This is a genomic window from Micromonospora sp. NPDC048935 (assembly GCF_043197875.1).
GTDB lineage: Bacteria > Actinomycetota > Actinomycetes > Mycobacteriales > Micromonosporaceae > Micromonospora.
Genome location: NZ_JBICTZ010000002.1, coordinates 1 through 25,267, shown reverse-complemented (window position 1 = coordinate 25,267; position 25,267 = coordinate 1). Strand labels below are relative to the sequence as shown.

The following is a 25,267-nucleotide window of genomic DNA, read 5'->3' as shown; positions in this document are numbered from 1 at the left end:
GACCATGAGCCAGACACCGCCGACGGTGAAGTGTCTCGTCTGGGACCTGGACAACACCCTGTGGCGCGGCACTCTGCTGGAGGACGGCGAGGTGACCCTGCCGGACGAGGTGCGGGAAACCATCGTCGCCCTGGACGCCCGTGGGATCCTGCTGTCGGTCGCCAGCCGCAACGACCACGAGCACGCGTGGGCTCGGCTTGTGGAACTCGGCCTGGCCGACTACTTCGTGGTCCCGCAGATCGGGTGGGGACGCAAGCCCGACTCAATCCGGGCGATCGCCGACGAGTTGCAGTTCGCCCTGAACACGATCGCCTTCATCGACGACCAGCCGGCCGAGCTCGCCGAGATCGACCACCAGCTGCCCGAGGTCCGGTGCTACCGGGCCGAGCAGGCCGGGGCGCTGGCCGGCCTGCCCGAGTTCAGCCCGGGGGCCGTCACCGTGGACTCCCGCCGACGCCGGCAGATGTACCAGGCGAAGTTCCGCCGAGACACCGCGCGGGAGGGCTTCCAGGGCCCAGACGAGGAGTTCCTGCGCAGCCTGGAGTTGGAGATGGTCATCGACCGGGCACGGGACGAGGACATCTCCCGCCTGGAGGAACTCACCCTGCGCACCAGCCAGATGAACGCCACCGGCGTGCACTACTCCGACGCCACCCTGCGTGGCCTGCTCGACGATCCGCACCACGAGGTGCTGGTGGTCAGCATGGCCGACAGGTTCGGCCCGCACGGCGCGGTCGGGGTGGTGCTGCTGGCACGCCGCCCCGGGGTCTGGCACCTGAAGTTGCTCGCCACCTCCTGCCGGGTGGTGTCCTTCGGGGCCGGCTCGATCATCCTGCGGTGGATCGGTGACCAGGCCGCGCGTGCCGGCGTACACCTCGCCGCGGACTTCCGGCCGACGAACCGCAACCGGATCATGGAGGTCGCCTACCGGTTCGCCGGCTTCGCCGACGACGGGTGCGCGTGCCTCGCCGACCTGGGCCTGGCGACGGAGGACGGGGTGCATCTGCTGCACCTGCGTCCCGAGCGCACCTGCGGACCGACCTCGCTGCGGTTGCGCGCCCCGGCGCTGGGCGAGTCCGACGCCCGGCTGCGGGACTGGTCGGAGGTGGTGCCGGCATGACCGGGGAGACCCTCTACGAGCTGTTCGCCGCCTCCGTCGCCCGTGATCCGGACGCGGTCGCCGTCGAGCTGGAGAGCGGCCCGCTCTCCTACGCGGACCTGCACCGTTGCGCCCTCGGGCTGGCCGAGAGCATCGTCGACCGGCACGGCGGCGTGCCGGCCCGGGTGGCGCTGCTCGCCCAGCGCAGCGTCACCGCCTTCGCCGGCTACCTCGCCGCGCAGCGCCTCGGCGCGGCGGTGACCCCCCTGAACCCGGGCTACCCGGTGCTGCGCAACCGGCGGGTGTGCGACCTCGCCCGCGTGGACGTGCTGGTCGCCGACGACTCCGGCGCGCCGCAGCTCGACGGCGGTCTCGGCGACGCCGCCCCGACGGTGCTGGCGCTCGACGACGACCGGGTGCGCGCGCTCGCCGGCACCGGCGCCGGTCTCGCGGACCAGCACGGGGTCCCGGACGATGTGGCCTACGTCCTGTTCACCTCCGGGTCGACCGGGCGCCCCAAGGGGGTGCCGATCCCGCAGCGCGCGGCGGTGGCGTACGTCCGCCACAACGTCGCCCGCTTCGCCGTCGGCCCGGGGGCGCGGGTGTCGCACACCTTCGATCTCACCTTCGACCCGTCGGTGTTCGACCTCTTCGTGACCTGGGCCGGTGGCGCGACACTGGCCGTGCCCCGCCGGGCGGAACTGCTCAACCCGGTGGACTACCTACGGGACCGGCGGATCACGCACTGGTTCTCGGTCCCGTCGGTGGTCTCGGTCGGCGACGAACTGGGCACCCTGCCCACCGGGCAGGTCACCGACCTGCGATACAGCATCTTCATCGGTGAGCCGCTCACCTACCGGCAGGCCGAGCGGTGGCAGGAGATCGCCCCGGGGGCCGTGGTCACCAACGTGTACGGCCCGACCGAGCTGACCGTGGCCTGCACCGAGTTCCGGCTGGACCTCGACCCGCTGCGATGGCCGGTGACCTCCAACGACACAGTGCCGATCGGACCGGTCTACGACTTCCTCGACCACGTGATCGTCGGTGCGGACGGCCGCGCCGCCGACGAGGGCGAGCTGTGTGTACGGGGGGTGCAGAGGTTCGTCGGATATCTCGACTCCGGCGACGATCTCGGCCGATTCCTGACGTATGGTCCCAACGGTGCCGAACCGTACGAGGGCGGTGGTCTCACCGACGAGCACTACTACCGGACCGGGGACCGGGTGCGGATCGAGGACGGCCACCTCGTCCACCTCGGTCGGTTGGACAACCAGGTGAAGGTTCGCGGGTACCGGATCGAGCTCGGTGAGATCGAGGCGGCGCTGCGCCGGCACGACGGCGTGACCCAGGCTGTCGTCGTCGCGATCAACCGAACAGGAGAGACGGAATTGATCGGCTTCTACACCGGCGTTGAGGTGCCGCAGCTGCGTCGTTGGCTGCGCCGGCAGGTGCCGCTGCACATGGTGCCCCGGGTGCTCAACCACCTGCCCGCCCTGCCGCTGAACGCCAACGGCAAGATCGACCGGGGGTCGCTGCGGGACTCCGTGGCAGAACTGGCGACGGCGGGCCCGGCGTGACCGCGGCCGCCCGGCTGCGTGCCGCCACGGCGGAACTCGTCCCACCCGCCGGCGTGGTGCGGGTGGTGTCGCTGAGCAACCTGGCCAAGACCGCCGCGCACGGCATCATCATGTCGGTCAGCGTGCTCTACTTCACCACGTCGATCGGCATTTCGGCGACCAGGGTCGGCCTGGCGCTGACCATCGGGGCGGCGGTCGGCATGCTGGTCGCGGTCCCGGCCGGTCACGCGGCCGACATCTTCGGGCCGCGCAACGCCACGGTGCTCGCCATGCTGGCTCTCGGGCTGGTCACCTGCGGCTACGCCTTCGTCACCAGCTTCTGGTGGTTGACCGCCGTCGCCTGCCTGGTGCTGGCCGGCGAGTCCGCCACCGACGCGTCCCGGGGGGCGCTTGTCGCTGGCGTGGTGCCGCCGGAGGAACGGGTCCGGGCCTGGTCATACTTCCGCGCCGTGGCCAACCTGGGCGTCACCCTCGGCGCGGTGATCGGTGGGATCGGGCTCTACTTCGACTCCCAGGAGGGCTACCGGACGCTGCTGCTCCTCGCGGGTGTGCTGTTCGTGGTCGCCGGCCTGGCCTACCTGCGCGTGCCGACCGTGCCGCCGACCCGCGACACCGAGGCGCGGCCCAGCCTCGTCGTACTGCGGGACCGGCCCTACGCGGCGTTCGTCGTGCTCAACGCGCTGCTGGTGATGAACGGGCCGTTGCTGACGGTGGCGCTGCCCATCTGGATCGCGCAACGCACCGAGGCCCCCACCGCGCTCTACCCCGTCATCCTCGTGATCAACACGATCTGCGTGGTGCTGCTACAGGTGCGGGTCAGCCGGGGAGCGGAGCGCCTCGACGGTGGCGCCCGGGCCTGGCAGCGGGCCGGCCTGGTGCTCGCCGCCTGCTGCGTGCTCTTCGCCCTCGCCGGTGGCCTGCCCCTCTGGGCCGCGGCGGCGGCCCTGCTCGCCGGCGCCCTCGTGCACGTGCTCGGCGAGATGCTGCACAGCTCGGGAGCCTGGTCGTTGGCGTACGGGTTGGCCCCCGAGGGCAGCCACGGCCAGTACCAGGGCCTGTTCGGCATGTCCACGCAACTCGGCTCCACCATCACCCCGTTCGCCGCGACGGTGCTCATCATCGGGTTCGGCTGGCCCGGCTGGCTCATCTTCGGCGCGGTCATGTGCGCCGCCGGCCTGCTCGCTCCCGCCGTGGTGCGCGCGGCACAGAAGGACGTGACCCGCAGCGGCGTCTCGGCGGCCGACGAGCCGGCGACGGTGCCCGACACCAGGTCAGCGGCGGACGAGCCGACGACGGTGGCCGGCGACGAGCCGGCCGGTGATCCCCTCTCATTCGACAGGAGCTGACCGGATGGACTTCAGCCTCTTCTACTTCGCCAATGACAGTCGCCTCGGGCAGAGCGACAGGTACCGCGTGCTGCTGGAGGGCGCGCGCTTCGCCGACGCCAACGACTTCGCCGCCGTCTGGACGCCGGAACGGCACTTCCACCCGTTCGGCGGCCTGTACCCGAACCCCTCTGTCACCAGCGCCGCCGTCGCCGCGGTGACCAGCCGGGTGGCGATCCGCGCGGGCAGCGTCGTCGCGCCGCTGCACCACCCGCTGCGCATCGCCGAGGAGTGGGCCATGGTGGACAACCTCTCCAACGGCCGGGTCGGCGTCTCCTTCGCCTCGGGCTGGCACGCGGCCGACTTCGTGCTCCGGCCGGAGACGTACGCCGACCGCCGCGCCCTCCTGGCGGAGTACGCCGAGCAGGTTCGGGCGCTGTGGCGGGGCGAGTCGATCACCGCCACTGACGGGGTCGGGGAGACCCGCGAGGTACGCGTGTTCCCGCCGCCGGTGCAGGCGGAGCTGCCGATCTGGCTGACCAGCGGCGGCGCTGTGGAGACCTTCCGCAGCGCCGGCCAGCTCGGCGCCGGCCTGCTGACCCACCTGCTCGGCCAGGATCTCGACGAGTTGGCCGGGAAGATCGCCGTGTACCGGGAGGCTGTCGCGGCCCGGCCCGGCGACTGGCCCGGCCACGTGGCCCTCATGGTCCACACCCACCTCGGCGACGACGAGGACGAGACGCGGGACCTCGTACGCCCTGCGTTGAGTGACTACATCCGCAGTTCGCTGCACCTGATCCTCGGGTCCCGGCTGGACGGCAAACGCGGCATCGACCCGGCCCGCCTCCCCCCGGACGAGCTGGACTTCCTGGTCGAGCGGTCGTTCCAGCGGTACTTCGACGAGGGGGGTCTGCTGGGCACCGTGGACAAGGCGTACGGGGTGGCGAGCCGCCTGCGCGAGATCGGGGTGGACGAGGTGGCCTGCCTGATCGACTTCGGGTTGCCGGACAAGACGGTGCTGGCCGGGCTGGACCAGCTCAACGAGCTCCGGTTGCGGTTCGCCACTGCCGCCAGCTGACCGACATGGCCGCACGGGGGCGACCGAAGGCCGAGCTGATCCTCTCCGCGCGCGAGCGCCGGACGCTGGAGGAGTGGGCGACACGGACGAGCGCGGGTCGCCTCGCCCTGCGCGCGCGGATCGTGCTGGCCAGCGCGGAGGGGCTGTCCAACAAGGATGTCGCCACGAAGGTGGAGGTGGGGCCGCACACGGCGGGCAAGTGGCGGGCCCGCTTCGCCGACAAGCGGCTCGCCGGTCTGCTGGACGGGCCGCGTCCAGGAGCCGGCCGGCGGATCACCGCGGCGCAGATCGACGCGGTGGTGACCTGGACGCTCCAGGCCGCACCGCCGGCCGGGGCCGGACTCTGGTCGACACGGGCCATGGCGACGGTGGCGGGGCTCAACCAGACCGCTGTCTCCCGGCTCTGGCGGGCGGCGGGCCTGCGTCCCCACCAGGTAGCCACCTGGCGGCTCTTCCAGGACCCATGCTTCGCGGAGGCGGTCCGTTCGGTGGCCGGGCTGCGGATCGCGGCTGGTGACCGGATTCTGGCGCTGGCGGTGGAGCGAGACCAGCCTGGGCCGGGCCCCGGCCGCCGCTCCTTCGCCACCCGGGCCGCCGGCGGCCCCCGACACCAGCGCCTGCTCGACGTGATCCGCGCGATGCCCCTGACTCCGGCCTCCCTGACCCCCGGCGCGGCCCCCGAGGAGGTTCTCGACTTCTTCTGTGCACTCGACGCGCGGGTGCCGCTCGAATGGGACGTGCACGTCGCCTGCGCCGGGCAGACCGCCCGCGCACACCCGGCCGTCCGTGCCTGGCTGAGCGCCCGCCCTCGGTTCCAGCTGCATCCGGTGCCGGCGGCGGAGAGCTGGCACCGGCTGCTGGAACGGTGGGCGGGGTGGCTCGAACGGCCCCGTGACCTGAACGGGTTGGCGACAGCGGTGGGCACCTGGTCCGGGGAGCCGGTCGTCTGGTTTCCGTCGTCTCCGGGGAAGCCGGCGTCAGGCCGTCAGCGCCGGTCGGGTGCTGAGCCGGCTCAGCTGCGGCGCAGCGCGGTCACGCCCCAGGAGAAGCCCATCCCGCTGCTCGCCACCAGCACCACGTCACCCGGCGAGAGCCGTCCCTCGTCCGTGAGCTGGCCAAGGGCGATGAACGGGTCCGAGCCGCCCATGTGCCCGTAGCGGTGGTAGTTGAACACCGACTGTCGCGCGGCCATGCCCAACGCCTCGAGAACCCGCTCGTGCATGTTGCGGTCGCCCTGGTTGATGAGCAGGTAGCGCACGTCGCCCGGGGCCAGGTCCAGTGTCGACAGTGTGTCGTTGGTCAGCTCCACGAAGTTGCGCAGGTATGCGTCGCCAAGCCCTCTGCGGTGGCCCCGCCGACGCATCACGACGCGGTCGTCCTCGATGTCGCCGGAGTAGTAGTCGGCCCACTCCGGATCCGTGCGCATCTGCGAGTGCAGCAGTTCGAGAGGCCCGTCGCGGCCGACGAGGACGGCGGCGGGAGCGTCGCCGAAGTTGAACAGCGCCTTCGACTCGGGGTCGTGGTAGTCGACCAGTTGACTCAGCCGGTCTCCGATGAGGACCAGGGCGTGCCTGGCTCGCCCGAGGCTGACCTTGTCGGCCGCGAGCTGCACGGCCGTCATCGCCGCGTTGCAGAAGTTGGACACCTCGAAGCAGTGTGCCCGTTCGATGCCCAGTTCGGCGGCGACTCGCGCCGCCGGTGACCAGAACGGCCGGTCCCACTCGCCGGAGCCGGCGTAGAGCACCAGGTCGACGTCGGTCGGCGGGACGCCGCTGCGTTTGAGCACCGAGCTGGCGGCCTCCGCGGCGAGCTCCCAGGCGGTCTCGTACTCGCCCAGGACGGGGAAACGCTCGGCGTGGGTGATCTCCAGGATCTCGGCCAGGGCCAACCCGGAAGCCTGCTGCATGTTCCGTACGTCGGCGTGCCCGGAGGGCAGCCGCACCTCGAAGTCGACGATTGCCGCCACGCCACACTCCTCCCGCTCAACCCGCCTGACGGGTGGACCCTTCGGCGAGGGTCCTGATGATCGCGCTCACGTCCTCGTCGCCCAGACCGGCGTCGCGGCCCTCGGCCAGGGCCCGTTGCGCCGCCGCGATCACGCCCTCGGGGCGGGCACCGGCCTCCATCGCCAGACGCAGGTCCTTCTCGGCGTGCCCCAACGCGAAGAGCGTCGGCTGGTGGGAGGCGGCCAGCCGGGGACGCATCACCCCGGTGATCGGAGCCAGCGTGGTGCGGCCGAGCGCGTCGAACGCGGTCTCCCGGGCGATGCCCAGTCGGGCGGCCAGGCCCAGTGCCTCGCCGAGGAGCACTGCCGAGTTGATGGTGGCGACGTTGACCACGAGCTTGACGGCGGCCCCGTCGCCCAGGGGGCCAACGTGTTGCACTGTGCCCAGCTCGGACAGCACCGGCGCGCAGCGGGCCACGTCCTCCGCCGACCCGCCGGCGAAGATGTGCAACGCGCCGCTCTGCGCCTGGGGGACACTGCCCAGCACCGGCGCGTCGACGAGCGTCACCTCCGCGGGCAGCCGCTTGCGCAGCTCGGCCACCGCGTCCGGCCCGATGGTGGACATCTCGACCAGTGCGGTGCCCGGGTCGAGGGTGAGCCCGTCGAGGAGACCGAGGACCGCGCCGGGGTCGCTGAGCATCGTGATCACGAGCTGCCGGCCGGCGACCGCCTCCTGGGCGCTGGCGGCACGGTGGGCGCCAGCGGCGACGGCCTCCTCCGCCCGGTCGGCGGTCCGGTTCCAGACGGCGAGGTCGTGACCCGCGCGGGCCAGTCGGATCGCCATGGGCAGGCCCATCCGGCCGAGCCCGAGGAATGCGATTCGGAGCTGCATTGAGGAAGTGTAACCGCCGATCTGACGATGGGACAACGCGGCAATTACTACAACTACTTGTGACTCACCGATTCAAGCAGGGAATGGCGTTCACCACTGATTGTGGTAACGTCCCCGGCGTCCGTAGGCTGACGAAGGTGCTTCTCCGGATCCCGGTGCGAGGTGGCAGACAATGCAGATGAGACTGGTGAACCCGAGCGGAGCGCCCGCCCCGGCGGGGCCCTACTCCCAGGTCGCCGAGGTGCGTCTCGGCGACACCACGCTGCTCGTTCTCTCCGGTCAGGTCGCACTCGACGACGACAACCGCGAGATCATCGGGCCGGGCGACATGACGGCGCAGGCCGAGCGGACCCTGGAGATCATCGGTCAGCTGCTCGCCGCGCACGGCGCGACCTTCGCCGATGTGATCAACATCCGGACCTACCTCACCGACATGGCCCACCGCGCCGAGTACGCGGCGGTGCGCGGAAAGTACTTCACCGGTGATCTTCCGACCAGCACGACAGTCGAGGTGTCGAAGCTGTTCCGCGACGACGCGCTGATCGAGATCGAGGTCACCGCCGTCGTCGGCGCCAACTGAGCGGTGGAGCTTCGAATGCGCGTGGATCGCACCGTCAGCCCGGAGTTCCAGCGCGCCGTCGCCGGCATCCGGGTTCCGGAGATGGGCACCGACGTGGTGGCCCCGCTGCTGGTCAACCTGGTCCACCTGCTGCGGCCGGCCCGGGTGATCGAGGTGGGCATGGGTTACACCACCCCGTTCCTCGTCGCGGCGCTCGCCGACGTGCGCGATCAGGTCGCCGCCGAGGCCCGCGGGCTCGCGGCGAAGACCGGGCGACACCTCGCCGGTGGCCTGCACGACGAGTGGCTCAACGAGGAACCGGCGCTGGCCGCGCCGGCCTTCCACCTGCGCCCGTACGACCCCCGCCTGGTCGCCGTCGACGATCTGTCCAACCCGTTCTCCTCCGCCGGTCGGGTGCTCGAGGTGCTTCGGGAGATGTCCGTCGACGAATTGGTCACCGTGGTCAACTCCGACGTTCGGGAGTGCGGTGACAAACTGCCGGCCGACTTCGACGTCATCGACCTCGCCTGGGTCGACGCCTGGGAGTGCCTCTATTTCTTCGAGCACTTCTGGGAGCGCATCAACCCTGACGGTGGCGTGTTGTTGATGCATTACCTCATGACCTATCCGGAGGGTGAGGCAATTCTGCGCTACCTGCGTCGGTTTCAGCAGTCGAATCCAGGAGAACTGGAGATGGTCAATCTGCTGGAATCGCACAAGCTGACGCAGAACAGCGTCACTATGCTCCGTCGCACGAGCGGGGCCAGCCGCCTCGACTACGGCACCTCCGGCGGCACCGTGAAATATTCGGCGGCGCTGCGAGAGGCCGCCGAGGAACAGGCCCGGCTCTTCTGACCGGCCTCGGACGCGGAAGCTGCCGAAGGGCTGGCTTCAGCGTTGGCGGTCCGCGCCCGGTGGCTGGTCCGGGTCGGGATCCGATGGGCGGGGCATTTCGGGGCCGCTGGAGCCCATGCGCAGCAGGGTCTCGATGCGGGTGACCCGGAATTGGCGCCCGAGCACCGTGACGTTGTCGACGGGGTTGGTATCGAGGTTGTCGGCGGCCTGTTGGTAGGCGGCCGTCTGGTCGTCGGTCAGCCGCAGCAGGCGCGGTTCGATGTGCCGCAGGCCGAACGCGATCTCGTCGCGGGCCAGTTGCGGTGTGGCCACCGCGCGACTGTAGGGCCGCCACGACCCGCCGACGGGTTCGGCGGCGGCGTAGCGGGCCGGCAGGATGACCCCGACCGGGTGGGAGGCGACGGCGGCGACGCTGTCGGCGTACACGTCGGCGGGCACCTGGGCTCGGGGGTAGTGCGCGGTCGTCAGCTCCACCCGCAGCATCGCCTCACTCAGGCCGGTCGCCCCGTCCGGGTCGATGACGATCTCTGGGGCGAGGAAGCTGTCGTGGTCCTCGGCGTCGCGGGGGTCGCGGTCGGTGGGTCGGGGTGGTTCCGGCCCGTCCGGGCCGAACCGCGCGAACGTGTCCACCCGCACGACGCGGTGCACGCGGCCGGTGATCACCACCTCGTTCACCTTCTCCCGGTCCAGGACGGCGAGCGCGGTGGTCAACTCCGCAGCGAGCCGGGGGTCGGTGGTCTCGTCGAGCTGCTCCATGAGGTGGTGCGCGAGGTCGTTCCGCGCGGCCTGCGGCGTGTCCGAGATGACGGCGTAGACCTGCCACCGCCCGCCGGCTGCCTGCACGGCGTGGCCGAACAGTGGGGCGCCGATGCGGATCTTCGGGTAGGTCGCCGCTCGCCGTGCCGCGTCGTCCTCGGTGACCGCGCCGACTGGGTCGGTGGGCTGCTGCACCCGAAGGACTACCGGCGGCGGCACTCCGTCACTCACGCCATCAATTGTGCGACGGTTTGTGGCTTGTGTCACGGCGGCGCGCCCTCGCCGATCCGGCCTGTTCCGCGCCCCGGTCACCGAGGACCAGCACCGGAGTGTGGAGGATGCGCGAGGACGGCTGCGTCAGGGCTGCGGCGTGTCCTTGGGAACCGCGCCCGCCGCGAAGGACGGCACGTCGGCCACCAACTGGGCGAGCGCGGGGTTCTCCTCGTAGCTGCGCTTGTGGAGCTGCGCGATCTGTGCGCCGATCTCAGGGTCGCCGTCGTCGGTGATGTCGAAGGACACGAAACGGTCGATCAGCGGAAGGCCCGCCTTCTCGCTTTCGAAGTGCACCGGGTGGATGAGGTACTCCCAGTAGCCTTCGAGGTCCTCGACCGCGAAGACGGCGCCCCACTCGTAGTCTCCGCCGATGTCCGGGCCCACAACCCAGGACTTCACGGCGTCGATGTCCGACCCCTGCCGGCGCAGCCGGTCGAGCGCATCCGCTCGTTGTTGCTCATCTACCTCGGGCCGGAACGTCAGGCGGCAGATTCTGTTCCTGGAGGGCGAGGATCTTGCCGGCGTGCTCGATGATGTTGGTCCCCGCGACGCTCGCGGTCAGGTCCGTGCTGCCGTCGGCACGGCGGTAGGGGGCACCGTCGAGCGCGGGAGTGCGGACCCAGGAGTTGCGGTACCACTCGGCCTGTCCGCCGCGCAGCCGAATGCCATGGATCATGCCCGAGCCGGCGAACCAGTTCGAGGGGACGACGCCGGGCAGCGGGTTGTGGCTGTTGCGAAAGTAGCGCCCCTCCAACTCGGTGGGCAGGGAACCGTGCACGGTCAGCGAGGTCGCGCTGATCTCGTCGACGACCGGGGCGAAGTGGGCCCGCAGGTACGGCTTCGGGGAGTTGCCGACCGAGGCGGCAGTGGTGACAGACATGTGGCGTCTCCTTCTGTGCGACAGGGGCATTCGGTCAGGGAGTCCGACGGCGGACCGCGCGGCGGCGCAGCCCGGTGGCGCTGACGGCAGCGGCGAGCAGCGCGACGACCGCGGCGGTGAGCAATGCGGCGCGGTACCCCGCGGCGAGTGCTTCGACGGCGGGCAGGGCTTGTGCGGCCGACGTACGCGCCTTCGCCACCGCGAGCATGGCGGCGAGACCGATCGCACCGCCCACCTGGCGCGTGGTGTTCACCAGGCCACCCGCGACGCCGACGTCGCCGGGGGCCACGCCCGTGGTCGCCGCGTCGGTGAGCAGTACGAAGGCCGCACCGATACCGAGGCCGATCAGGACTGTGGGCCCGAGCAACGTCCGCAGGAAGGTTCCGTCGGTGCCGGCGGTACCCAGCCAGGCGAGCCCCACGGCGAGCAGCAGCAGCGCGCCGACAGTGGCCGCCGCCGCTCCGACGCGTGCGACGATCCGGGGCGTGAGCATGGCCGCGGCGATGTTGGCCAGCGCCAACGGAAGCTGGGTGACTCCGGACTCCAGCGGTGACCACCCCAGCACCTGCTGCTGGTAGAGCGGCAGCACCACGAACAACCCGACCCAGACGGTGCCCAGCAACGCCATGGCCACGTTGGCCCGGCTGAGTTCGACGTTCGCGAACAGCCGCAGGGGCAGTAGGGGCTGTGCCTGCCTGCGCTCGACGACGACGAAAGCCACTAGCGCCGCCACGGCGGCCGCCGTCACCAGCGCCGTGGTCACGGTCAGCCAGCCGTCTGCGCCGCCCTGCACCACCGCGTACGTCGCCAGTACCACGCCGACGGTCACCAGCGCCGCACCGGCAACGTCGAGCGAGCGACGGGTGCGACCCTCGTCTGCCGGCAGCACCCGTGCCGCGGGCAACAGCGCCGCCAGGGCGAGGGGTACGGCGGCCAGGAACACCCAACGCCAACCCAGTGAGTCGGTCAGCACGCCGCCGAGCAGCACTCCCGCTGCGCCCCCGGCCGCGGAGACCCCACCCCAGACGGCGACGGCGCGGCTGCGCTCCTCCGGGCCGGGATGCAGGCGGAGCAACAGCGCCAGCGCCGCGGGGGACAGGAGCGCGGCGCCGACGCCCTGCCCGGCCCGCGCCGGGAGCAAGACCTCCGCGGTGGGCGCAAACCCCGCGGCCAGCGTGGCGACGAGGAAAACGCCGAGACCGATCGTGTACGTCCGTCGCTGCCCGACGACGTCAGCCAGGCGCCCACCGAGCAGCAGCAGCGCGCCGAATGCGAGAACGTAGGCGTTGACGACCCAGGTCAGCGCCCCTGCGCTGAGGTTGAGGCCGGCACGCACCGACGGTAGTGCGACGTTGACGATGGAGGTCGAGAGCAGCACCAGGAACTGCGCGGTGGCGAGGACCACGACGGCACGCGGATGCCGTGTGATGGCGGCCGGGGTTGCCGCCGAGACGGTGGACATCGTTCACTCCTGCCCCTAGGTGCCGCAACCGCCCGGGGGGTGACGGCTCCGCTCGGCAAGGAGTCTTCGTCTCAGCGGTGTCCACGTTCCACAGTTCAGCGCTGTCCACGTCCGTCCGACACCGTCCACCGATGTCGAGAACAACTGGCAGTAGACGGCCTTCCACCCGGATGTACGGGAGGCTGTCTCGCCGACGGCGGTCCTGCTCAGGGCTGACCGGGACTCGCCGTCACTCGGCTGTCGGACCACCGAGTTGGCGCATCAGCACCGCGTACCCGCGCCCCGATTCGGTGAAGCCGATCCGCTGGTACAGCGCCAGCGCCGGTTTGTTGGTGTCGCTCACCTGGAGTCGCAGTCGGCGGAAGCCCGACGACCGTGCCCGGTGCAGGGCCCGCAGAATCATCGCGGTAGCCAGGCCCCGGCGGCGCCAGGAGGGCCGGGTGCCGAGACAGTGCAGTATCGCTGTCGGTTCGTCCGCGTCGTCGTCGGCCAACGCGAACAGGAAGGCCGCGACCGGGTTCTCGTCTCGGCCCCCCTGGGCGAGCAGCAGGCAGGAGAGGTCCGGCAGGAACTGCGGGTGTGCGATGGCGTGTTGCGGCCACGTGCGCTGGTCCGGCCGGAGGGCCGAGGGGCTCTGGGCGTAGGTCTCGTTGTGGGCCAGCCGCGCGAGTTCCTGGTGACGCTCGTCGACGGGCTCCAACGCCAGGCTGGCCGGCAAACCCACGGCGGGTGGCAGCTCCGGCACCGCCAGGACGAGGTCTCGTTCGTGCCGGACCAGCGTGAAGCCGTTCTCGGTCAGCAGCCGACACCCGGCCGGGTCGTTCTCGGCGCACCGGGTGCCGAGCATGGCCGCCTGTGCCGTCCCGCCGGCCCGCCGCAACTGCTCGGCCCGGTCGACGAGCCACCGGTGCAGCTCCGCGCGGACGTCGCCCCCCAGTTCGGGATGTGCCACAGCCGTCAGCCGGATCCGGAGTACGCCGTCGGCCACCCCCATGTTCGCGACCTCCGCGTACGCGGCGACGGTCCCCTCGCCGTCCAGGCCGACACGGGTGTGCCGAGTGAGGTCCGGCCCGAGCCCCGCCAGGCGGGTGCGGACGTTCTCGGCGCGTTGGTCCAGGCCGACCGGTGTGATCGCCTCGGCCTGCCGGAACAGCGCTGCCAGCGGCACGGCATCCGCTGGTGTGGCCGGGATCCAGGTGAGGGCCTTCATCGACGGGCATACTATCCGCGTCGGCGCTCAGGACGGGGATCGGCCGCCGGCTATCGGGCGGGCACCGCGGGACATCGAGTGCCTAGGATCTCCAACATGTCCGGATACCGCGACTTTCAGTCAGGTCTGAGATTCCTGCCGACGCTGGTCATCGCGCCCGACGGCAGCCAGATCGCGTACGTTGACGACCGGAACGGCCAGTTCAACCTGGTCACGCAGTCGTTGTCGGATGGCGGCACGCGTCGGTTGACCGCCAGCACCGACTCGACGGTCCGCCGGGTTGCGTGGCACCCCAGTGGTGAGTGGCTGTTGTTCCTGGCCGATGACCAGGGTAATGAGTACACGCAGTTGCACCGCATTGCCGCCGAGGGCGGGGACCCGGTGCGGCTGACCGACACTCCGGGCGTGCAGTTCTCCGCGGCCGAAGGTGATCCGTTCTCTCCCGACGGCAGGTTCGTCGCCTACTGCGGCAACGATCGGACGCCCGCCGATCAGGACGTGCTGGTCCTCGATCTGTCGTCCGGGGAGGTCCGCCGGGTGTACGACGGCGGTGGGAGGACGTACCCCGGCTACTGGTCTCCCGACGGGACCAGGCTCACCGTCGCCGAGTGGAGGACCACCAACAGCGACCACCTTGTGTACGTCGCGTCCCTGGACGGCGCCGAGCCGCGTTCGCTGACGTCGCCGGACGGTGTGGCGACGTACTGGTTGGGCCCGTGGTTGCCGGACGGCAGTGGTTTCCTGGTCCTGTCGAACGCCGAGCGGGAGTTCACCGGTCTGGCGGCGATGGACGCGGACACCGGCGCCCTCACGTGGTTGGACACCCCGGACTGGGATGTGCAGGAGGTCGCTCTCTCCGGTGACGGGCGGGTGCTGGTGTGGAACGTCAATGTCGACGGGTTCTGCCAACTGCGTGGTCGTGACCTCGGCACCGGTGCCGACCTCCGGATGCCGGAGCTGCCCGCCGGGGCGGCGACCGGCCTCACCGTCTCCGCTGACGGTCGCTTCGTCGTGCTGCGGTTCTCTACCGCGACCCAGCCGTGGAACATCCTTCTGACCGATCTTGAGACCGGAGAGCTCCGGTGGCTCAGCGACGCCCGGCCGGTCGCGGCCGACCCGGCCACCTTCGTCGCGCCGACGTTGGTCCGTTATCCGGCCGGCGACGGCCGCCGGATTCCCGGCTACCTCTACCGTCCCCGGCACGGTGCGCCCGCCGGAGTCCTGATCTCGGTGCACGGTGGTCCGGCCTGGCAGGAGTTGCCGGTCTACATGTACGACGGCTTCTACCAGTACCTGCTCGCGCAGGGGATCGGCGTCTTCGCCCCGAACATCCGTGGCTCTCTGGGATATGGCCGCACGTACTCGGACCTGGTGAATCGGGACTGGGGCGGCGGTGACCTGACCGACCTCGCCGACGCGGTCGCCTTCCTGCGAGCCCAGGAGTGGGTCGATCCGGCCCGGGTCGGGGTCATGGGCGCCTCGTACGGTGGGTTCGCCGTGCTGTCCTGCCTCAGCCGGCTGCCCGAGGTGAACTGGGCGGCCGGCGTGGACCTGTACGGACCGAGCAACCTCGTCACTCTGGCGAAGGCGTCGCCTCCGACGTGGCGTTCACTTGTGGCGACGGTGATCGGCGACCCGGAGGCGGATGCGGACCGGCTGATGGCCCGCTCACCGGTGACCCACGCGGACCAGATCCGGGCCCCGTTGCTTGTCATCCAGGGGGCCAACGATCCCCGGGTGCCCCAGCGGGAGAGCGATCAGATCGTGGAGCGGCTGCGGTCGCGTGGCGTGGATGTGCGGTACGAGATCTTCGAGGACGAGGGGCACGGCTTGCTCCGCCGGGAGAACCAGGCCAGGGCATTCGCGGAGGCGGGCGAGTTTCTGGTCAAGCACCTCGGCACCTGACGCGGGAATGGTCGGCTGACGGTCGCTCCTCGTCGGGGAGGTGCGACCGTCAGCCGACCGGGTCATCCGGTGTGCTGCGGCTTCTCAGTGCTCCGGTGCGCACCAGTCGCAGCCCGTCGACAGGCTGGCGGCGGACGTTGATCCCGCCGGCGAGGTCGGGGCCGACTGCGGCGCGGAGACGGCCAGAGCCATGGCGAAAGCAGCTACCACGGCAGCGATACGCTTCGTCAAAACTGGTCCCCTATGTCGATGTTTCGATGGACAGCAGGATCGTAACGTCTCTGTCATCATCCGTGCTGTCCATTAGCGATCGCCAGGTCAGTCGCCGTCGCCAAAGAGATCGTGAACGGTCCGCCGCACGAACATCTCGACGATCGTGGGCGTCGGCTGCCGAACCAGCCGCAGTGCCTCGTCGAGCGTCGCCCGCGCCTGCGGGACCTGTCCCGCCCGGTGCTGGCAGATGCCGAGTCCGCGCAGCGCCTGGGCCTGCCCGTGCCGGTCGCCCAGCACCGCGGTGATCGTCAGGACGTGGTCGAACAGTGGGGCCGCCTGATCGTGGCGGCCCGCCGCCAGGAGGCGCATACCCTGCCAGAACAGCGCTTGCCCGCGTCCCATCGGCGGGGAGCCGATCGTGTCGTACAACGCGATCGACTCGTCGAGGTGCGCCTTGGCGCCCTCCTGGTCGCCGAGATCCAGGTATGCCTGCCCCATGCCCCGCAGGACGAAGGCGGCGCCGCCCACGTCGGTGTCCCGCAGGCCGGTCAGCGCCGACGAGTACCGTTGCAGCGCCGCGCCCGGCTGACCCCGGAAACGCAACACCATGGCGAGGTACGCATCCACGACCGCCACGCCGTGCCTGTCACCTGTCCTGTCGAAGACGCGCCTGGCGCGCTGGAAGTGTTCGTCGGCCCTGTCGAACTCCTGGCGGTCGACTGTCAACATCCCCAGTCGGTAGGAGATCGCCGCCTGTCCCCGGCTGTCGTTCGCCGCCAGCGCGCTCTCCCAGGCGACATCGAGAATGTGCTGCCAGTCGTCGTACTGCCGGCGCATCGGAAACAGGGGGGACGCGGTGCAGGCGAGATCCCACGCCGTTTCGCCAAGCCCGTCCCGAGCCGCACGTTCGATGATCGACACGATGGTGGGGCGTTCCACGTCGAACCATCCGAGCAGGTCGGTCGCCGACGACCCGACCAGCAGCTCGTCGACCTCCCATCGTGGGGTCCCGCCCCGCATGGTGAGGGTGGGGCCGCCGTACAGCGCGTGGAGGAGCCGCTCGATGATGCTCAGGGCGGCGCCGAAGGCCCGGCCACGTGCCGCGCCCAGCTCCCCGGGGCTGGCTTCCGACAACGCCCGCTCCCGGCCGAAGAGGCGTACGAGGTCGTGCAGGCGGTAGCGGGGCTGACCGGCCGGGTAGTGGCCGGAGAAGTCCAGCAGTTGCGCGTCGATGAGCTGCTCCAGCAACTCCTGTGCCCGATCGGCGGTCGTGTCGAGCAGTGCGGCGGCGAGCCAGTCGCTGACCTCGGCGATCTCGATGTCACCGAGGCGGCGCAGCAGCGTGCGCGCCGCCGGGCTCAGCACCTGGTAGCTGAGTGCGAGGCTGGCGCGGACGTCGAGGTGACCGTGCGAGAGCCGGTCCAGTCGGCTGCGCTCGTCGTCGAGCATCTGCACGAGCCGGTCGACGGTCCAGTGTGGTTTCGCGGCCAGTTTCGCGCCGACGATCCGGATCGCCAGCGGCAGGTACGCGCAGCGGCTGAGCAGGGCGGTGGCGGACGCCTCGTCGAGCACCGCGCCCGGGCCGGCGATCCGGGACAGCAGGAGCGCCGCGTCCGTCGCGTCCATCACCGTGAGCGCCACGGTCTGGGCGCCGAGGATGGCACCCAGCCGGGCGCGGCTGGTGACCAGGACGCCGCACGACGTGCCGCCGGGGATGAGGGCCGACAACTGGTCGTCGGCGGCGGCATTGTCCAACAGGACCAACAGCCGCCGATCGGCGAGCAGGTCCCGGTAGAGGTCCATCCGCTCGTCCAGGGTCGGGGGCAGGTGCAGCCCGTCGACGCCGAGCGCGCGAAGGAACCGACCCAGCACCTCGTACGGGGTCAGGCCCCGGTCGCTGTCCACGCCGCGCAGGTTGACGTAGAGCTGTCCGTCCGGAAAAGAGCTGGCCAGCCGGTGCGCGACGTGGATGGAGAACGCGGTCTTGCCGACGCCGGCAGGCCCCGAGACCACCGCGATCCGGGCGCCGGCGCCCGATCGGAGCAGGATCTTCTCGATCCTGGTCAGCTCCGGCTGCCGTCCGGAGAAGTCGGCGATGTCGGCGGGAAGGTGTCGCGGCGTGCTGAGTTGGAAACCGGCTGGAGATCCGCTGTGCTGCCCGTCCGGAGGGTGCGGCGGCTGGGCGGAGGCCACCGGCGTCCCGCTGCCGTCGGTGTCCGGCTGATCGTCGGCGCCCCGCAGCACGGCGAGGTGGATCGCCTGTAGTTCGGCGGACGGGTCGGTGCCCAGCTCGTCCCGCAACCACCGCCGCCACCTGTCGAACGACCTCAGCGCCTCGGGGCCCCGCCCCGACCGGGTCAGGGCACGCATCATCTGACCGGCCAGCCGTTCCCGGGTCGGATGCCGGCCGGCCAACTCGGCGACCTCGTCGACGATGTCGCGGTGGTTGCCGAGCCGAAGCTCGACGTCGAAAAGGTCTTCGGTGGCGGTCAGGCGCAACGCCTCCAAGCCCCGGGTCAGGTCCGCCTGCCCGTCGTCCGGCAGCCACCCGCCGAGGACCGGTCCCCGCCAGAGGGCCAGCGCCGACCGGAGGATCGACCGTGCCTCGTCGTCGGAGCCCCGCGTCCGCTGATCGCTGACCAGACTCTTGAACAGTTGGGCGTCGACCTGCTCGGGTGGCACCCGCAGGAGGTAACCACCGCCCGTGGTCTCCAACAGCACGGCCGGGTCGGGTTGCTCGGCCAGGTCGAGGATCGCGCGGACCTCGGACAACCGGGTCTGGAGCACCGCCCGCGCCCGCCGGGGCGGTCGCTCACCCCACAGGAGATCGACCAGCCGGTCGCCGGTGACCAGTTGGTTCGCCTCCAGCGCGAGGATCCCCAGGAGCACCCGTTGCTGACGCCGAGCGAACTGGAGCGAAACGCCGCGGTTCCACACCTCGACCGGGCCCAGGACCCGAAGCTCCACCACGACCTTCCCGGTGCCCATGGCTGTCGAACTGACGTTTTTCGGTGATGGGAAGAATACGGGAAGGATTCGGCATGGGCGGTCCGTGATTCTTCTACCAACCGATACGGGGGCGGTTGGTCGGCACGCAGCGCAGCGAGGGACGAGGCCGACCAGCCGAGCGGTTGCTGGACGACGGGGGCGTGCGGAACGCGGGACAACCGTTGGTTGTGGAGATACGCCAGGACGGCGAGGACGCGCCGGTGATCATCATCGGACGGGGGCGGCCGAACTGGTGAAGATGCTGCTGACGTTCTTGTCGACGGTCCTCTCGGCAAGGTGGGGCGTGGCAGCGACCGCGGAGTTCGTACGCCCCTCGACGACCAGCGCGGGCACGTCGACGGCACCACCGAGGTCTGTCACCGGTCGGGTCCGGTCTCGCTGGCCGGTCGCAGGGGGCAACCCCGCAGGCCGTACACGAGCAGACCGGCCACCGCCAGGGTGACGGCGCAGACCGTGGCGGCGGTGGTGCCGACGGGTTGGACCAACCAGCCGGCGACCTGCATCCGCAGGTCCCTGCTGGGGCCCACGAACGGCATGACCGCGACGAGGGTCCAGGTCAGCGGGGAGATCCAGGACAGGGCGGCACCGAACAGGGCGGCACCGAGGGCGGTGAGTCCGAGCAGCCCCGTGATGTTGCGCAACACCAGGGCGAACGGTTCGAAGCGCGCGTCGCTGACCGTGCTGAGGGCGAGCAGGGCGGCGATCGTGGCGACGGCGAGCAGCAGGTGCCCGGCACGTCGTAGCGGCCAGTTGACCGCCGCCGTGTGGTCGAGGGAGTCGTCGGCACCGCCGAGGGTGGTGCCGGCCGCGACCACCGCCAGCATGATGACGAGGCTGACCGTGCGGGTGTTGATGGTCGTCGCGTCGGTGTAGGCAAGCGACAGGGCCCACGCCACCGCGATAAGCGCCGTCGCGGTGGTCAGCGCGAGGGGGACCCGACGGGAGCGGAGGTAGAGCTGAAGCCACCTCACGGCTGCTCCTTGGGCAGGACCGAGGCGAGGCCGTCGCCCTGGCAGGCAAGCGCCGCCTCGCGTGCCGCTCCCATCCGACGCCGTTGCTCGGCCTCCGGGAGAGCGACAAGCGCCTGGTACGCGCTCACCAGCCGCTCCATCTCGGTGGGGTCCCATCCGGGCTGCGGTGCCGGTGGTCGACCGGTCAGCCAGGCGGCGGCGACGATCCGGGCCCGGTACTCGTCGCCCTGAACCGACTGGTCGGCACACTCCTGCTTCCAGGCGGCCTCCAGCAGGGACGGCAGGAAGTAGTCGCCGGACATGTCGGCGCGCCCGAGGCTGTCGATCGTGGGGGTGTCGAAGACGACGGTGTCGGCGGAGTGCGGTGTCGGTGGCGTACTCGGGTCCAGCCGTGCCCAGTAGGTGACCTGCTGGGTCTGCACCGCCCGCACGGGCGCGTCGGGCAGCTTGGCCGCCATCATGGCGAGAGCCTGGCGGGCCGGGCCGACGACGTCGGGCAGCAGCTCGGCGTGCACCCGTGTCACGCAGACCTGCGGGCCGGCGTTGTCACAGACCAACTCGATGGCGACCGGGTCGACGACCGCCGCCCCGCGCGTACCGCCGGCGGGCAGCAGCGGTACGGCCACCGCGGCGCCGAGCACCGCCGGGAGCACGGCCAGCGCGGCGGCGCGGCGGCGGACCGTGCCCAACAGCAGCAGCCCGGTGGCGGCGAGCGCCACCAGCCACAGCGTCTGGAGCGCGCTCACCCGCGGCATGATCGTCTGGAAGTCGTCGAGGCCGCTGATGACCGGGATGAGCAGTAGCGCCGAGGGCTCGGGTAGGAAGACCGGCGCGTCGGGAGCGGGCTGCGCCATGAGCTCGGGGAGGAGCCCGAGCAGCGCGAACCCGGCCACCGCGACGACGGGTGCGGTGATCACCCGGGGTACGGCCCGACCGGCGGCCATGCCCAGCCAGCCGGCGGCGATCACTGCCGGAACACCGACGGCGGCGACGACGATGGCGGCGCTCGGGAAGTAGTGCGCCGTCGGCACCACCCATCCGGTCGCGATGAGACACAGCAGGGTGTACGCGGCCACCACCGTGATCGCGAGCGCGCTGGCGGTCACCGTGGTGCGGTGCCACCGGGGTCGGGCGGTGCTGGTGAACAACTCGTCGACCCGGTTACGGGCGTCGCGCCGACCCAGCCACGCCCCACCGGCGAGTGCCAGCGGCAGCAGCACCACGAGCATCGACCGTGCGATGACGGCCAGTTGCATCCACCGGCCGGCGAAGAACAGGGTGGAGGTGAGCAGTAACGGCACGCCGGTCACCAGCAACAGCAGTGCGACGCCCAGGGCCGCCGACCGGCGTAGCTCGATGCGGAGGATGCGCCCGATCATGCCGGCACCTGCCCGCGGTGGGAGCGCAGCAGCGCCGAGTAGCCGCGTTCGGTGGCGCTGTCGCCCGCGTCGCCGGTGCCGCCCTGCTGGGCCAGTTGCCCGGTGGTGCCCTGCCACACCAGGCGACCCTCGTGGACCAGCACCACGTCGGTGCAGGCCACCGCGACGTCCTCGACCAGGTGGGTGGAGACGAGCACGCAGCTGTCCAGGCCGATCTCGCGCAACAGCTCGCGGAAGTCGAGACGCTGCTCCGGGTCCAGGCCGACCGTCGGCTCGTCGAGCAGCAGCACCTCCGGGTCGTTGACGATCGCCTGGGCGATGCCGGCACGGCGCAGCATTCCGCCGGAGAGCGTCTTCATCCGGGAGTCGGCCCGGTCGGCGAGGCCGACCCGCTCGACGGCCCGTTGCACCGCGCCCGGGATGACCGTCTTCGGCATCTCCTTGAGCCAGGCCATGTACTCGACGAACTCCCGGACCGTGAAGCGCGGGTAGAAGCCGAAGTGCTGCGGCAGGTAGCCCAGGCCACGGCGTACCCGACGGAGGTCCGCCCTGGCGGTGATGTCCTCGCCGAGCAGGCGCAGCCGGCCGTCGGCGGGTTTCACCACCGTGGCGAGTGCGCGCATCAACGTCGTCTTGCCGGCGCCGTTGGGGCCGAGCAACCCGTGTACGCCGGTGCCCAGCGCCAGGTCCAGCCCGTTGACCGCCAGGTGCCTGCCGGCGCGGACCTGCAACTTCTCGGTCTGTACCGCCCACGGATAGGTGGACGGCGTGGTCTCAGCCACGCTGACCATACGCATCATTACTTCTCCATTCGGTTCGTGGTTTGTGTCGTCAGCTGTCACGACGTGCGGGAAAGTCCTCCGAACGGACGTCGTCGGGCCCGGACGAGCACCACGGCCACAAGTGCCACGGTGCTCGCGGCCCACCAGGGCGAGCTGCTGTCCGCGAGGACGGCCGGGAGTCGCCCGCCGGCCAGACTCGGTGCCACGACACCCGCGGACCAGGTGAGGGCCAGCACGGCGGCGGCGCGGTCCACCCCCACCAGCCCGCCCAGCGTCAGGGCCCCAGCGGTGAAACCCAGCGCCGGCAGCAGCCAGAGAGTCGGGGAGTGGCCGGTGCCCCAACCCGCCACGGCCAGCACCGGGATGACCGCCACCAGGACCGCCAACGTGCGGCGCAGCAGCAGCGCCAACCCGGCACGCGGCATGGTGGCCGTCAACTCCCAGGCCGGGTCGAGTCGCCGGCTCCAGAGCGCGGCCACCGGCAGCAGCGGTGCCATCGGCGCGACGAGCAACACCAGCGACGGCAGGCTGTCGAAGGTCGTCTCGAAGAGCACCGCGGCCAACATCATGCCGGCGGCGGTGGCCAGCCACGGCAGGATCCGGGCGGCGACCCCGGTCCGCCGCAGTCGCCGCCGACGCACCGGAGCGGGGCCGGTGGCGATTCCGGTGGCGATGCCGTCGGCCACCCGGTCCAGCAGGTCGCGGGTGGCGGGGTCGGCCGTGTCGGCCAGGACCGCCCGGCAGGCGGCGCAGGACTCCAGGTGCGCCTCGACCGCCCAGATGGTCGTGTCGTCGACGCCGCGACCGCCCGAGGCGTACGCGGAGATCAGTGTGGGGTTGGGATGAGTGGTCATGACAGCGCCTCCCGCAGCGCGATTCGGGCCCGCCGCGCGCGGGTCTTCACGGTTCCTTCCGGCATGCCGAGCAGCAGCGAGGTCTCCCGTACGGTCAGTCCGTCGAGGACCATCGCGCGCAGCACCTGGCGCAACTCCGCCGGCAGGGCCTGTAGGGCCCGCTCCAGGTTGGCGTCCAACCCGCCGGCCAGCGCCTCGTCCTCGGCCGCCGGAGCCACGGCGTCGTAGGTCTGCACCGACGGGATCCGTTCCCTGCGGGCCCGGTGGCGGAACGCGTCGATCAGCCGGTGGGCGGCGATCGTCCACAACCAGCCCACCGCGCTGCCGGAGCCCGCAGACCGCGCCTGGCTGCCGGCCGACCGCCACACCGCCAGGTACGTCTCCTGCAACACCTCGGCCACCACGTCCTCGTCGGCGCAACGCCGACGCAGCCGCGCGGTCAACCACGGGGCGGTACGCCGGTACAGGGCGTCGAAGGCACGCCGGTCGCCACGGCCGACGCGGCGGAGCAACTCGGCCTCGTCGAGGCCGTCCAGACTTCGTCTCACGACAGGCAAGACGACGCGGACCTCCTTCCCGGTTCTGGTGTGTCTGTGACCCCGGTCACCACACGACCTGTGTCCGGGGCGAACCAACCCGGCGTGACTCCCCCCACAGCGGGAACGTCGTACGGCTCCTGGACGTTGGCGAGCGGCAGGATCACCACCGGGTGATCACCCGTCCGGCCACCCCGGACATCGTGCTCCGCACCTGTGGACGCGCTGAACGCCGTGACGACGCACAGGCTTCCGCAGAGAGATCGAGATGATGAGGCAGTTGGTGGACAAGACCGGAGCCGGCACCCGCGCGGGCAACCCGGGCACGACCGAGGACATGCTGCCCGGTGACCTGATGACCAACCGGCAGCGGGCGCAACTCGTCCTCGTGCTGGGCGCGTTGATCGCCATCGGGCCGTTGACCATCGACATGTACCTGCCCGCACTGCCCGCCATCACGGCAGGTCTGCAGACCACCGAGACCGCTGTGCAGTTGACGCTGACCGGCACGCTCGTCGGCCTCGCGCTGGGCCAGTTGCTGATCGGGCCGCTCTCCGACGTGGTCGGGCGGCGGCTACCGCTACTGGCCGGCCTGGCCGCGCACATCCTGGCATCCGTGCTGTGCGTCTTCGCGCCCACCATCGCCGTGCTCGGCGCGCTGCGCGTCCTCCAGGGGCTGGGCGTGGCGGCCGCCACGGTGGTCGCGACCGCCGTCGTCCGCGACCTCTTCAGCGGTGCCTCCTTCGCCCGGATCTTCTCCCGGCTGATGCTCGTCATGGGCCTGGCGCCCATCCTCGCGCCGACCCTGGGCAGCGGCCTGCTGAGCTGGACCGACTGGCGGGGCGTCTTCGCGGCGCTGGCGGTGCTCGGCGCGTTGCTGATCGTCGTGGCCGCGCTCCGGCTCCCGGAGACCCTCCCGGTGACGCGTCGGCGGCACGGGGGAGTCGGTGCCACCCTGCGCGACTACCGGGGGCTGCTCAACGACCGGGCGTTCGTCGGTCTGGTGCTTGTCGCCGGGCTGGCGATGGCGGCCCTGTTCGCGTACGTCTCCGGGTCGTCGTTCGTGCTCCAACGGGAGTACGGCCTCGACGAGCAGCAGTTCGGCCTGGCCTTCGGTGCCGGCGCCGTCGGGCTGATCGGGGCCACCCAGTTCAACGTCCGGTTGCTGCGCCGCTACAGCCCGCAGCGGATCCTGGTAAGCGCCCTGCTCGCCGGCACGGCGGCGGGGCTACTGCTCGTCGTGTTCGCGGCGACCGGCTTCGGTGGTCTGGCCACCCTGCTCGCGGCACTGTGGCTGGTCCTGGCCGCGGCGGGCCTGGCCCTGCCCAACGCGCCGGCGCTGGCCATGAGCCGACACAGCGAGGCCGCGGGCACCGCCGCCGCGCTGCTCGGCGCGGTGCAGTTCGGTGTCGGCGCGCTCTCGGCACCCCTGGCGGGCCTGTTCGGCGCCGGGAGCGTACCGATGGCTGTCGTCATCGCCGGTGGCATGGCCGCCGCGCTGACGGTCATGCTCCTCGTCGTGCCCCGCGCCGGCCTCGCCACGGTCGACCCCGACCTGGTGGTCGCCCTGCACTGACCAACGAGCGGGGGGGGCGGGTGGCCGGCCCCCCCCCCCCTAACCGGGTCTGCGGGGTGTTTTGCTCCGGGGGCGGGTGGGCGCGCGGGGGGGGGGGGCCGGGTGTCTAGCCCCCCCCCCCGCGCGGCCCC

The 25,267-nt window shown here is 71.5% G+C and carries 22 protein-coding genes and 1 pseudogene; 9 read left to right on the top strand and 14 right to left on the bottom strand.

Annotated elements, in window-relative coordinates:
• The first annotated feature begins 4 nt into the window (after nt 1-4).
• The 5 genes and pseudogenes from ACGFIW_RS06400 to ACGFIW_RS06380 form a co-directional block, all read left to right on the top strand.
• Nucleotides 5-1,120, top strand: a complete 1,116-nt coding sequence (locus ACGFIW_RS06400; RefSeq protein ID WP_393311332.1) for an HAD-IIIC family phosphatase — start codon at nt 5-7, stop codon at nt 1,118-1,120.
• Entirely contained in the window at nt 1,117-2,676 is a 1,560-nt protein-coding gene (locus tag ACGFIW_RS06395) for an AMP-binding protein (RefSeq protein ID WP_393311330.1), read from the top strand. The genes ACGFIW_RS06400 and ACGFIW_RS06395 overlap by 4 nt, the downstream gene beginning before the upstream one ends.
• Nucleotides 2,673-4,022 (top strand): MFS transporter, encoded by a 1,350-nt coding sequence (locus ACGFIW_RS06390; protein WP_393311328.1) that lies wholly within the window; start codon nt 2,673-2,675, stop codon nt 4,020-4,022. Before ACGFIW_RS06395 ends, ACGFIW_RS06390 begins: the two co-directional genes overlap by 4 nt.
• A gap of 4 nt (nt 4,023-4,026) precedes the next feature.
• Nucleotides 4,027-5,079 carry a MupA/Atu3671 family FMN-dependent luciferase-like monooxygenase gene (locus ACGFIW_RS06385; protein ID WP_393311326.1) on the top strand — a complete coding sequence of 351 codons (1,053 nt, stop codon included), beginning with the start codon at nt 4,027-4,029 and terminating at the stop codon, nt 5,077-5,079.
• Nucleotides 5,080-5,084: 5 nt separating this feature from the next.
• Nucleotides 5,085-5,468, top strand: a pseudogene (locus ACGFIW_RS06380) (helix-turn-helix domain-containing protein); the annotation flags it as partial.
• A gap of 623 nt (nt 5,469-6,091) precedes the next feature.
• On the opposite strand, the gene ACGFIW_RS06375 reads toward ACGFIW_RS06380, so the two are convergent.
• Together ACGFIW_RS06375 and ACGFIW_RS06370 are read right to left on the bottom strand one after the other, a co-directional pair.
• A complete protein-coding gene (locus tag ACGFIW_RS06375; protein WP_393311324.1) occupies nt 6,092-7,045 on the bottom strand; it encodes a 3-oxoacyl-ACP synthase III family protein in 954 nt (317 codons plus the stop codon).
• A 16-nt stretch (nt 7,046-7,061) separates the two neighbouring features.
• Complete coding sequence (locus tag ACGFIW_RS06370; protein ID WP_393311322.1) at nt 7,062-7,916, bottom strand: NAD(P)-dependent oxidoreductase; 855 nt, start codon at nt 7,914-7,916, stop codon at nt 7,062-7,064.
• Between the two features lie 172 nt (nt 7,917-8,088).
• On the opposite strand from ACGFIW_RS06370, the gene ACGFIW_RS06365 reads away from it, so the two are divergent.
• Nucleotides 8,089-8,496: a RidA family protein gene (locus tag ACGFIW_RS06365; RefSeq protein ID WP_357558599.1), complete on the top strand. Its 408-nt coding sequence runs from the start codon at nt 8,089-8,091 to the stop codon at nt 8,494-8,496.
• Between the two features lie 15 nt (nt 8,497-8,511).
• Nucleotides 8,512-9,330, top strand: a complete 819-nt coding sequence (locus ACGFIW_RS06360; RefSeq protein ID WP_393311320.1) for a hypothetical protein — start codon at nt 8,512-8,514, stop codon at nt 9,328-9,330.
• A 36-nt stretch (nt 9,331-9,366) separates the two neighbouring features.
• Here the strand turns inward: ACGFIW_RS06360 and ACGFIW_RS06355 are convergent, their stop codons facing one another.
• The 5 genes from ACGFIW_RS06355 to ACGFIW_RS06335 all read right to left on the bottom strand — a co-directional run bounded on the left by ACGFIW_RS06355 (nt 9,367) and on the right by ACGFIW_RS06335 (nt 13,911).
• Nucleotides 9,367-10,317 carry a DUF5954 family protein gene (locus tag ACGFIW_RS06355; RefSeq protein ID WP_393311318.1) on the bottom strand — a complete coding sequence of 317 codons (951 nt, stop codon included), beginning with the start codon at nt 10,315-10,317 and terminating at the stop codon, nt 9,367-9,369.
• A gap of 126 nt (nt 10,318-10,443) precedes the next feature.
• The gene (locus ACGFIW_RS06350) at nt 10,444-10,842 is read right to left on the bottom strand and encodes a Dabb family protein (protein ID WP_393312716.1); all 399 of its coding nucleotides are present in this window, start codon (nt 10,840-10,842) and stop codon (nt 10,444-10,446) included.
• Entirely contained in the window at nt 10,817-11,239 is a 423-nt protein-coding gene (locus tag ACGFIW_RS06345; protein WP_393311316.1) for a carotenoid oxygenase family protein, read from the bottom strand. Before ACGFIW_RS06345 ends, ACGFIW_RS06350 begins: the two co-directional genes overlap by 26 nt.
• A gap of 34 nt (nt 11,240-11,273) precedes the next feature.
• The gene (locus ACGFIW_RS06340; RefSeq protein WP_393311314.1) at nt 11,274-12,701 is read right to left on the bottom strand and encodes a DHA2 family efflux MFS transporter permease subunit; all 1,428 of its coding nucleotides are present in this window, start codon (nt 12,699-12,701) and stop codon (nt 11,274-11,276) included.
• Between the two features lie 229 nt (nt 12,702-12,930).
• Nucleotides 12,931-13,911 (bottom strand): GNAT family N-acetyltransferase, encoded by a 981-nt coding sequence (locus ACGFIW_RS06335; RefSeq protein ID WP_393311312.1) that lies wholly within the window; start codon nt 13,909-13,911, stop codon nt 12,931-12,933.
• Nucleotides 13,912-14,007: 96 nt separating this feature from the next.
• Between ACGFIW_RS06335 and ACGFIW_RS06330 the strand changes: the two genes are divergently transcribed.
• Complete coding sequence (locus tag ACGFIW_RS06330; protein ID WP_393311310.1) at nt 14,008-15,816, top strand: S9 family peptidase; 1,809 nt, start codon at nt 14,008-14,010, stop codon at nt 15,814-15,816.
• Between the two features lie 318 nt (nt 15,817-16,134).
• Here ACGFIW_RS06330 and ACGFIW_RS06325 read toward each other — a convergent pair whose 3' ends face one another.
• The 7 genes from ACGFIW_RS06325 to ACGFIW_RS06295 form a co-directional block, all read right to left on the bottom strand.
• Nucleotides 16,135-19,017 (bottom strand): BTAD domain-containing putative transcriptional regulator, encoded by a 2,883-nt coding sequence (locus tag ACGFIW_RS06325; protein ID WP_393311308.1) that lies wholly within the window; start codon nt 19,015-19,017, stop codon nt 16,135-16,137.
• 228 nt (nt 19,018-19,245) lie between these two features.
• Entirely contained in the window at nt 19,246-19,398 is a 153-nt protein-coding gene (locus tag ACGFIW_RS06320; protein ID WP_393311306.1) for a hypothetical protein, read from the bottom strand.
• Entirely contained in the window at nt 19,395-20,009 is a 615-nt protein-coding gene (locus ACGFIW_RS06315) for a hypothetical protein (protein WP_393311304.1), read from the bottom strand. The genes ACGFIW_RS06320 and ACGFIW_RS06315 overlap by 4 nt, the downstream gene beginning before the upstream one ends.
• Nucleotides 20,006-21,388 carry a hypothetical protein gene (locus tag ACGFIW_RS06310; RefSeq protein WP_393311302.1) on the bottom strand — a complete coding sequence of 461 codons (1,383 nt, stop codon included), beginning with the start codon at nt 21,386-21,388 and terminating at the stop codon, nt 20,006-20,008. Before ACGFIW_RS06310 ends, ACGFIW_RS06315 begins: the two co-directional genes overlap by 4 nt.
• A complete protein-coding gene (locus ACGFIW_RS06305; protein ID WP_393312714.1) occupies nt 21,385-22,185 on the bottom strand; it encodes an ABC transporter ATP-binding protein in 801 nt (266 codons plus the stop codon). Before ACGFIW_RS06305 ends, ACGFIW_RS06310 begins: the two co-directional genes overlap by 4 nt.
• Nucleotides 22,186-22,226: 41 nt before the next feature.
• A complete protein-coding gene (locus ACGFIW_RS06300; protein WP_393311300.1) occupies nt 22,227-23,024 on the bottom strand; it encodes a zf-HC2 domain-containing protein in 798 nt (265 codons plus the stop codon).
• A complete protein-coding gene (locus ACGFIW_RS06295; protein ID WP_393311298.1) occupies nt 23,021-23,572 on the bottom strand; it encodes an RNA polymerase sigma factor in 552 nt (183 codons plus the stop codon). The genes ACGFIW_RS06300 and ACGFIW_RS06295 overlap by 4 nt, the downstream gene beginning before the upstream one ends.
• 343 nt (nt 23,573-23,915) lie before the next feature.
• Between ACGFIW_RS06295 and ACGFIW_RS06290 the strand changes: the two genes are divergently transcribed.
• Nucleotides 23,916-25,136 carry a multidrug effflux MFS transporter gene (locus ACGFIW_RS06290; protein ID WP_393312712.1) on the top strand — a complete coding sequence of 407 codons (1,221 nt, stop codon included), beginning with the start codon at nt 23,916-23,918 and terminating at the stop codon, nt 25,134-25,136.
• The last annotated feature ends 131 nt before the right edge of the window (nt 25,137-25,267 follow it).

What these genes read in the sequence shown, in the direction of transcription:
- ACGFIW_RS06400 (WP_393311332.1), top strand. Translation starts at nt 5, where the DNA reads ATGAGCCAGACACCGCCGACGGTGAAGTGTCTCGTCTGGGACCTGGAC.
- ACGFIW_RS06385 (WP_393311326.1), top strand. Translation starts at nt 4,027, where the DNA reads ATGGACTTCAGCCTCTTCTACTTCGCCAATGACAGTCGCCTCGGGCAG.
- ACGFIW_RS06325 (WP_393311308.1), bottom strand. Translation starts at nt 19,017, where the DNA reads ATGGGCACCGGGAAGGTCGTGGTGGAGCTTCGGGTCCTGGGCCCGGTC.
- ACGFIW_RS06395 (WP_393311330.1), top strand. Translation starts at nt 1,117, where the DNA reads ATGACCGGGGAGACCCTCTACGAGCTGTTCGCCGCCTCCGTCGCCCGT.
- ACGFIW_RS06345 (WP_393311316.1), bottom strand. Translation starts at nt 11,239, where the DNA reads ATGTCTGTCACCACTGCCGCCTCGGTCGGCAACTCCCCGAAGCCGTAC.
- ACGFIW_RS06360 (WP_393311320.1), top strand. Translation starts at nt 8,512, where the DNA reads ATGCGCGTGGATCGCACCGTCAGCCCGGAGTTCCAGCGCGCCGTCGCC.
- ACGFIW_RS06365 (WP_357558599.1), top strand. Translation starts at nt 8,089, where the DNA reads ATGCAGATGAGACTGGTGAACCCGAGCGGAGCGCCCGCCCCGGCGGGG.
- ACGFIW_RS06310 (WP_393311302.1), bottom strand. Translation starts at nt 21,388, where the DNA reads ATGATCGGGCGCATCCTCCGCATCGAGCTACGCCGGTCGGCGGCCCTG.
- ACGFIW_RS06290 (WP_393312712.1), top strand. Translation starts at nt 23,916, where the DNA reads ATGACCAACCGGCAGCGGGCGCAACTCGTCCTCGTGCTGGGCGCGTTG.
- ACGFIW_RS06300 (WP_393311300.1), bottom strand. Translation starts at nt 23,024, where the DNA reads ATGACCACTCATCCCAACCCCACACTGATCTCCGCGTACGCCTCGGGC.
- ACGFIW_RS06340 (WP_393311314.1), bottom strand. Translation starts at nt 12,701, where the DNA reads ATGTCCACCGTCTCGGCGGCAACCCCGGCCGCCATCACACGGCATCCG.
- ACGFIW_RS06305 (WP_393312714.1), bottom strand. Translation starts at nt 22,185, where the DNA reads ATGCGTATGGTCAGCGTGGCTGAGACCACGCCGTCCACCTATCCGTGG.
- ACGFIW_RS06335 (WP_393311312.1), bottom strand. Translation starts at nt 13,911, where the DNA reads ATGAAGGCCCTCACCTGGATCCCGGCCACACCAGCGGATGCCGTGCCG.
- ACGFIW_RS06330 (WP_393311310.1), top strand. Translation starts at nt 14,008, where the DNA reads ATGTCCGGATACCGCGACTTTCAGTCAGGTCTGAGATTCCTGCCGACG.
- ACGFIW_RS06370 (WP_393311322.1), bottom strand. Translation starts at nt 7,916, where the DNA reads ATGCAGCTCCGAATCGCATTCCTCGGGCTCGGCCGGATGGGCCTGCCC.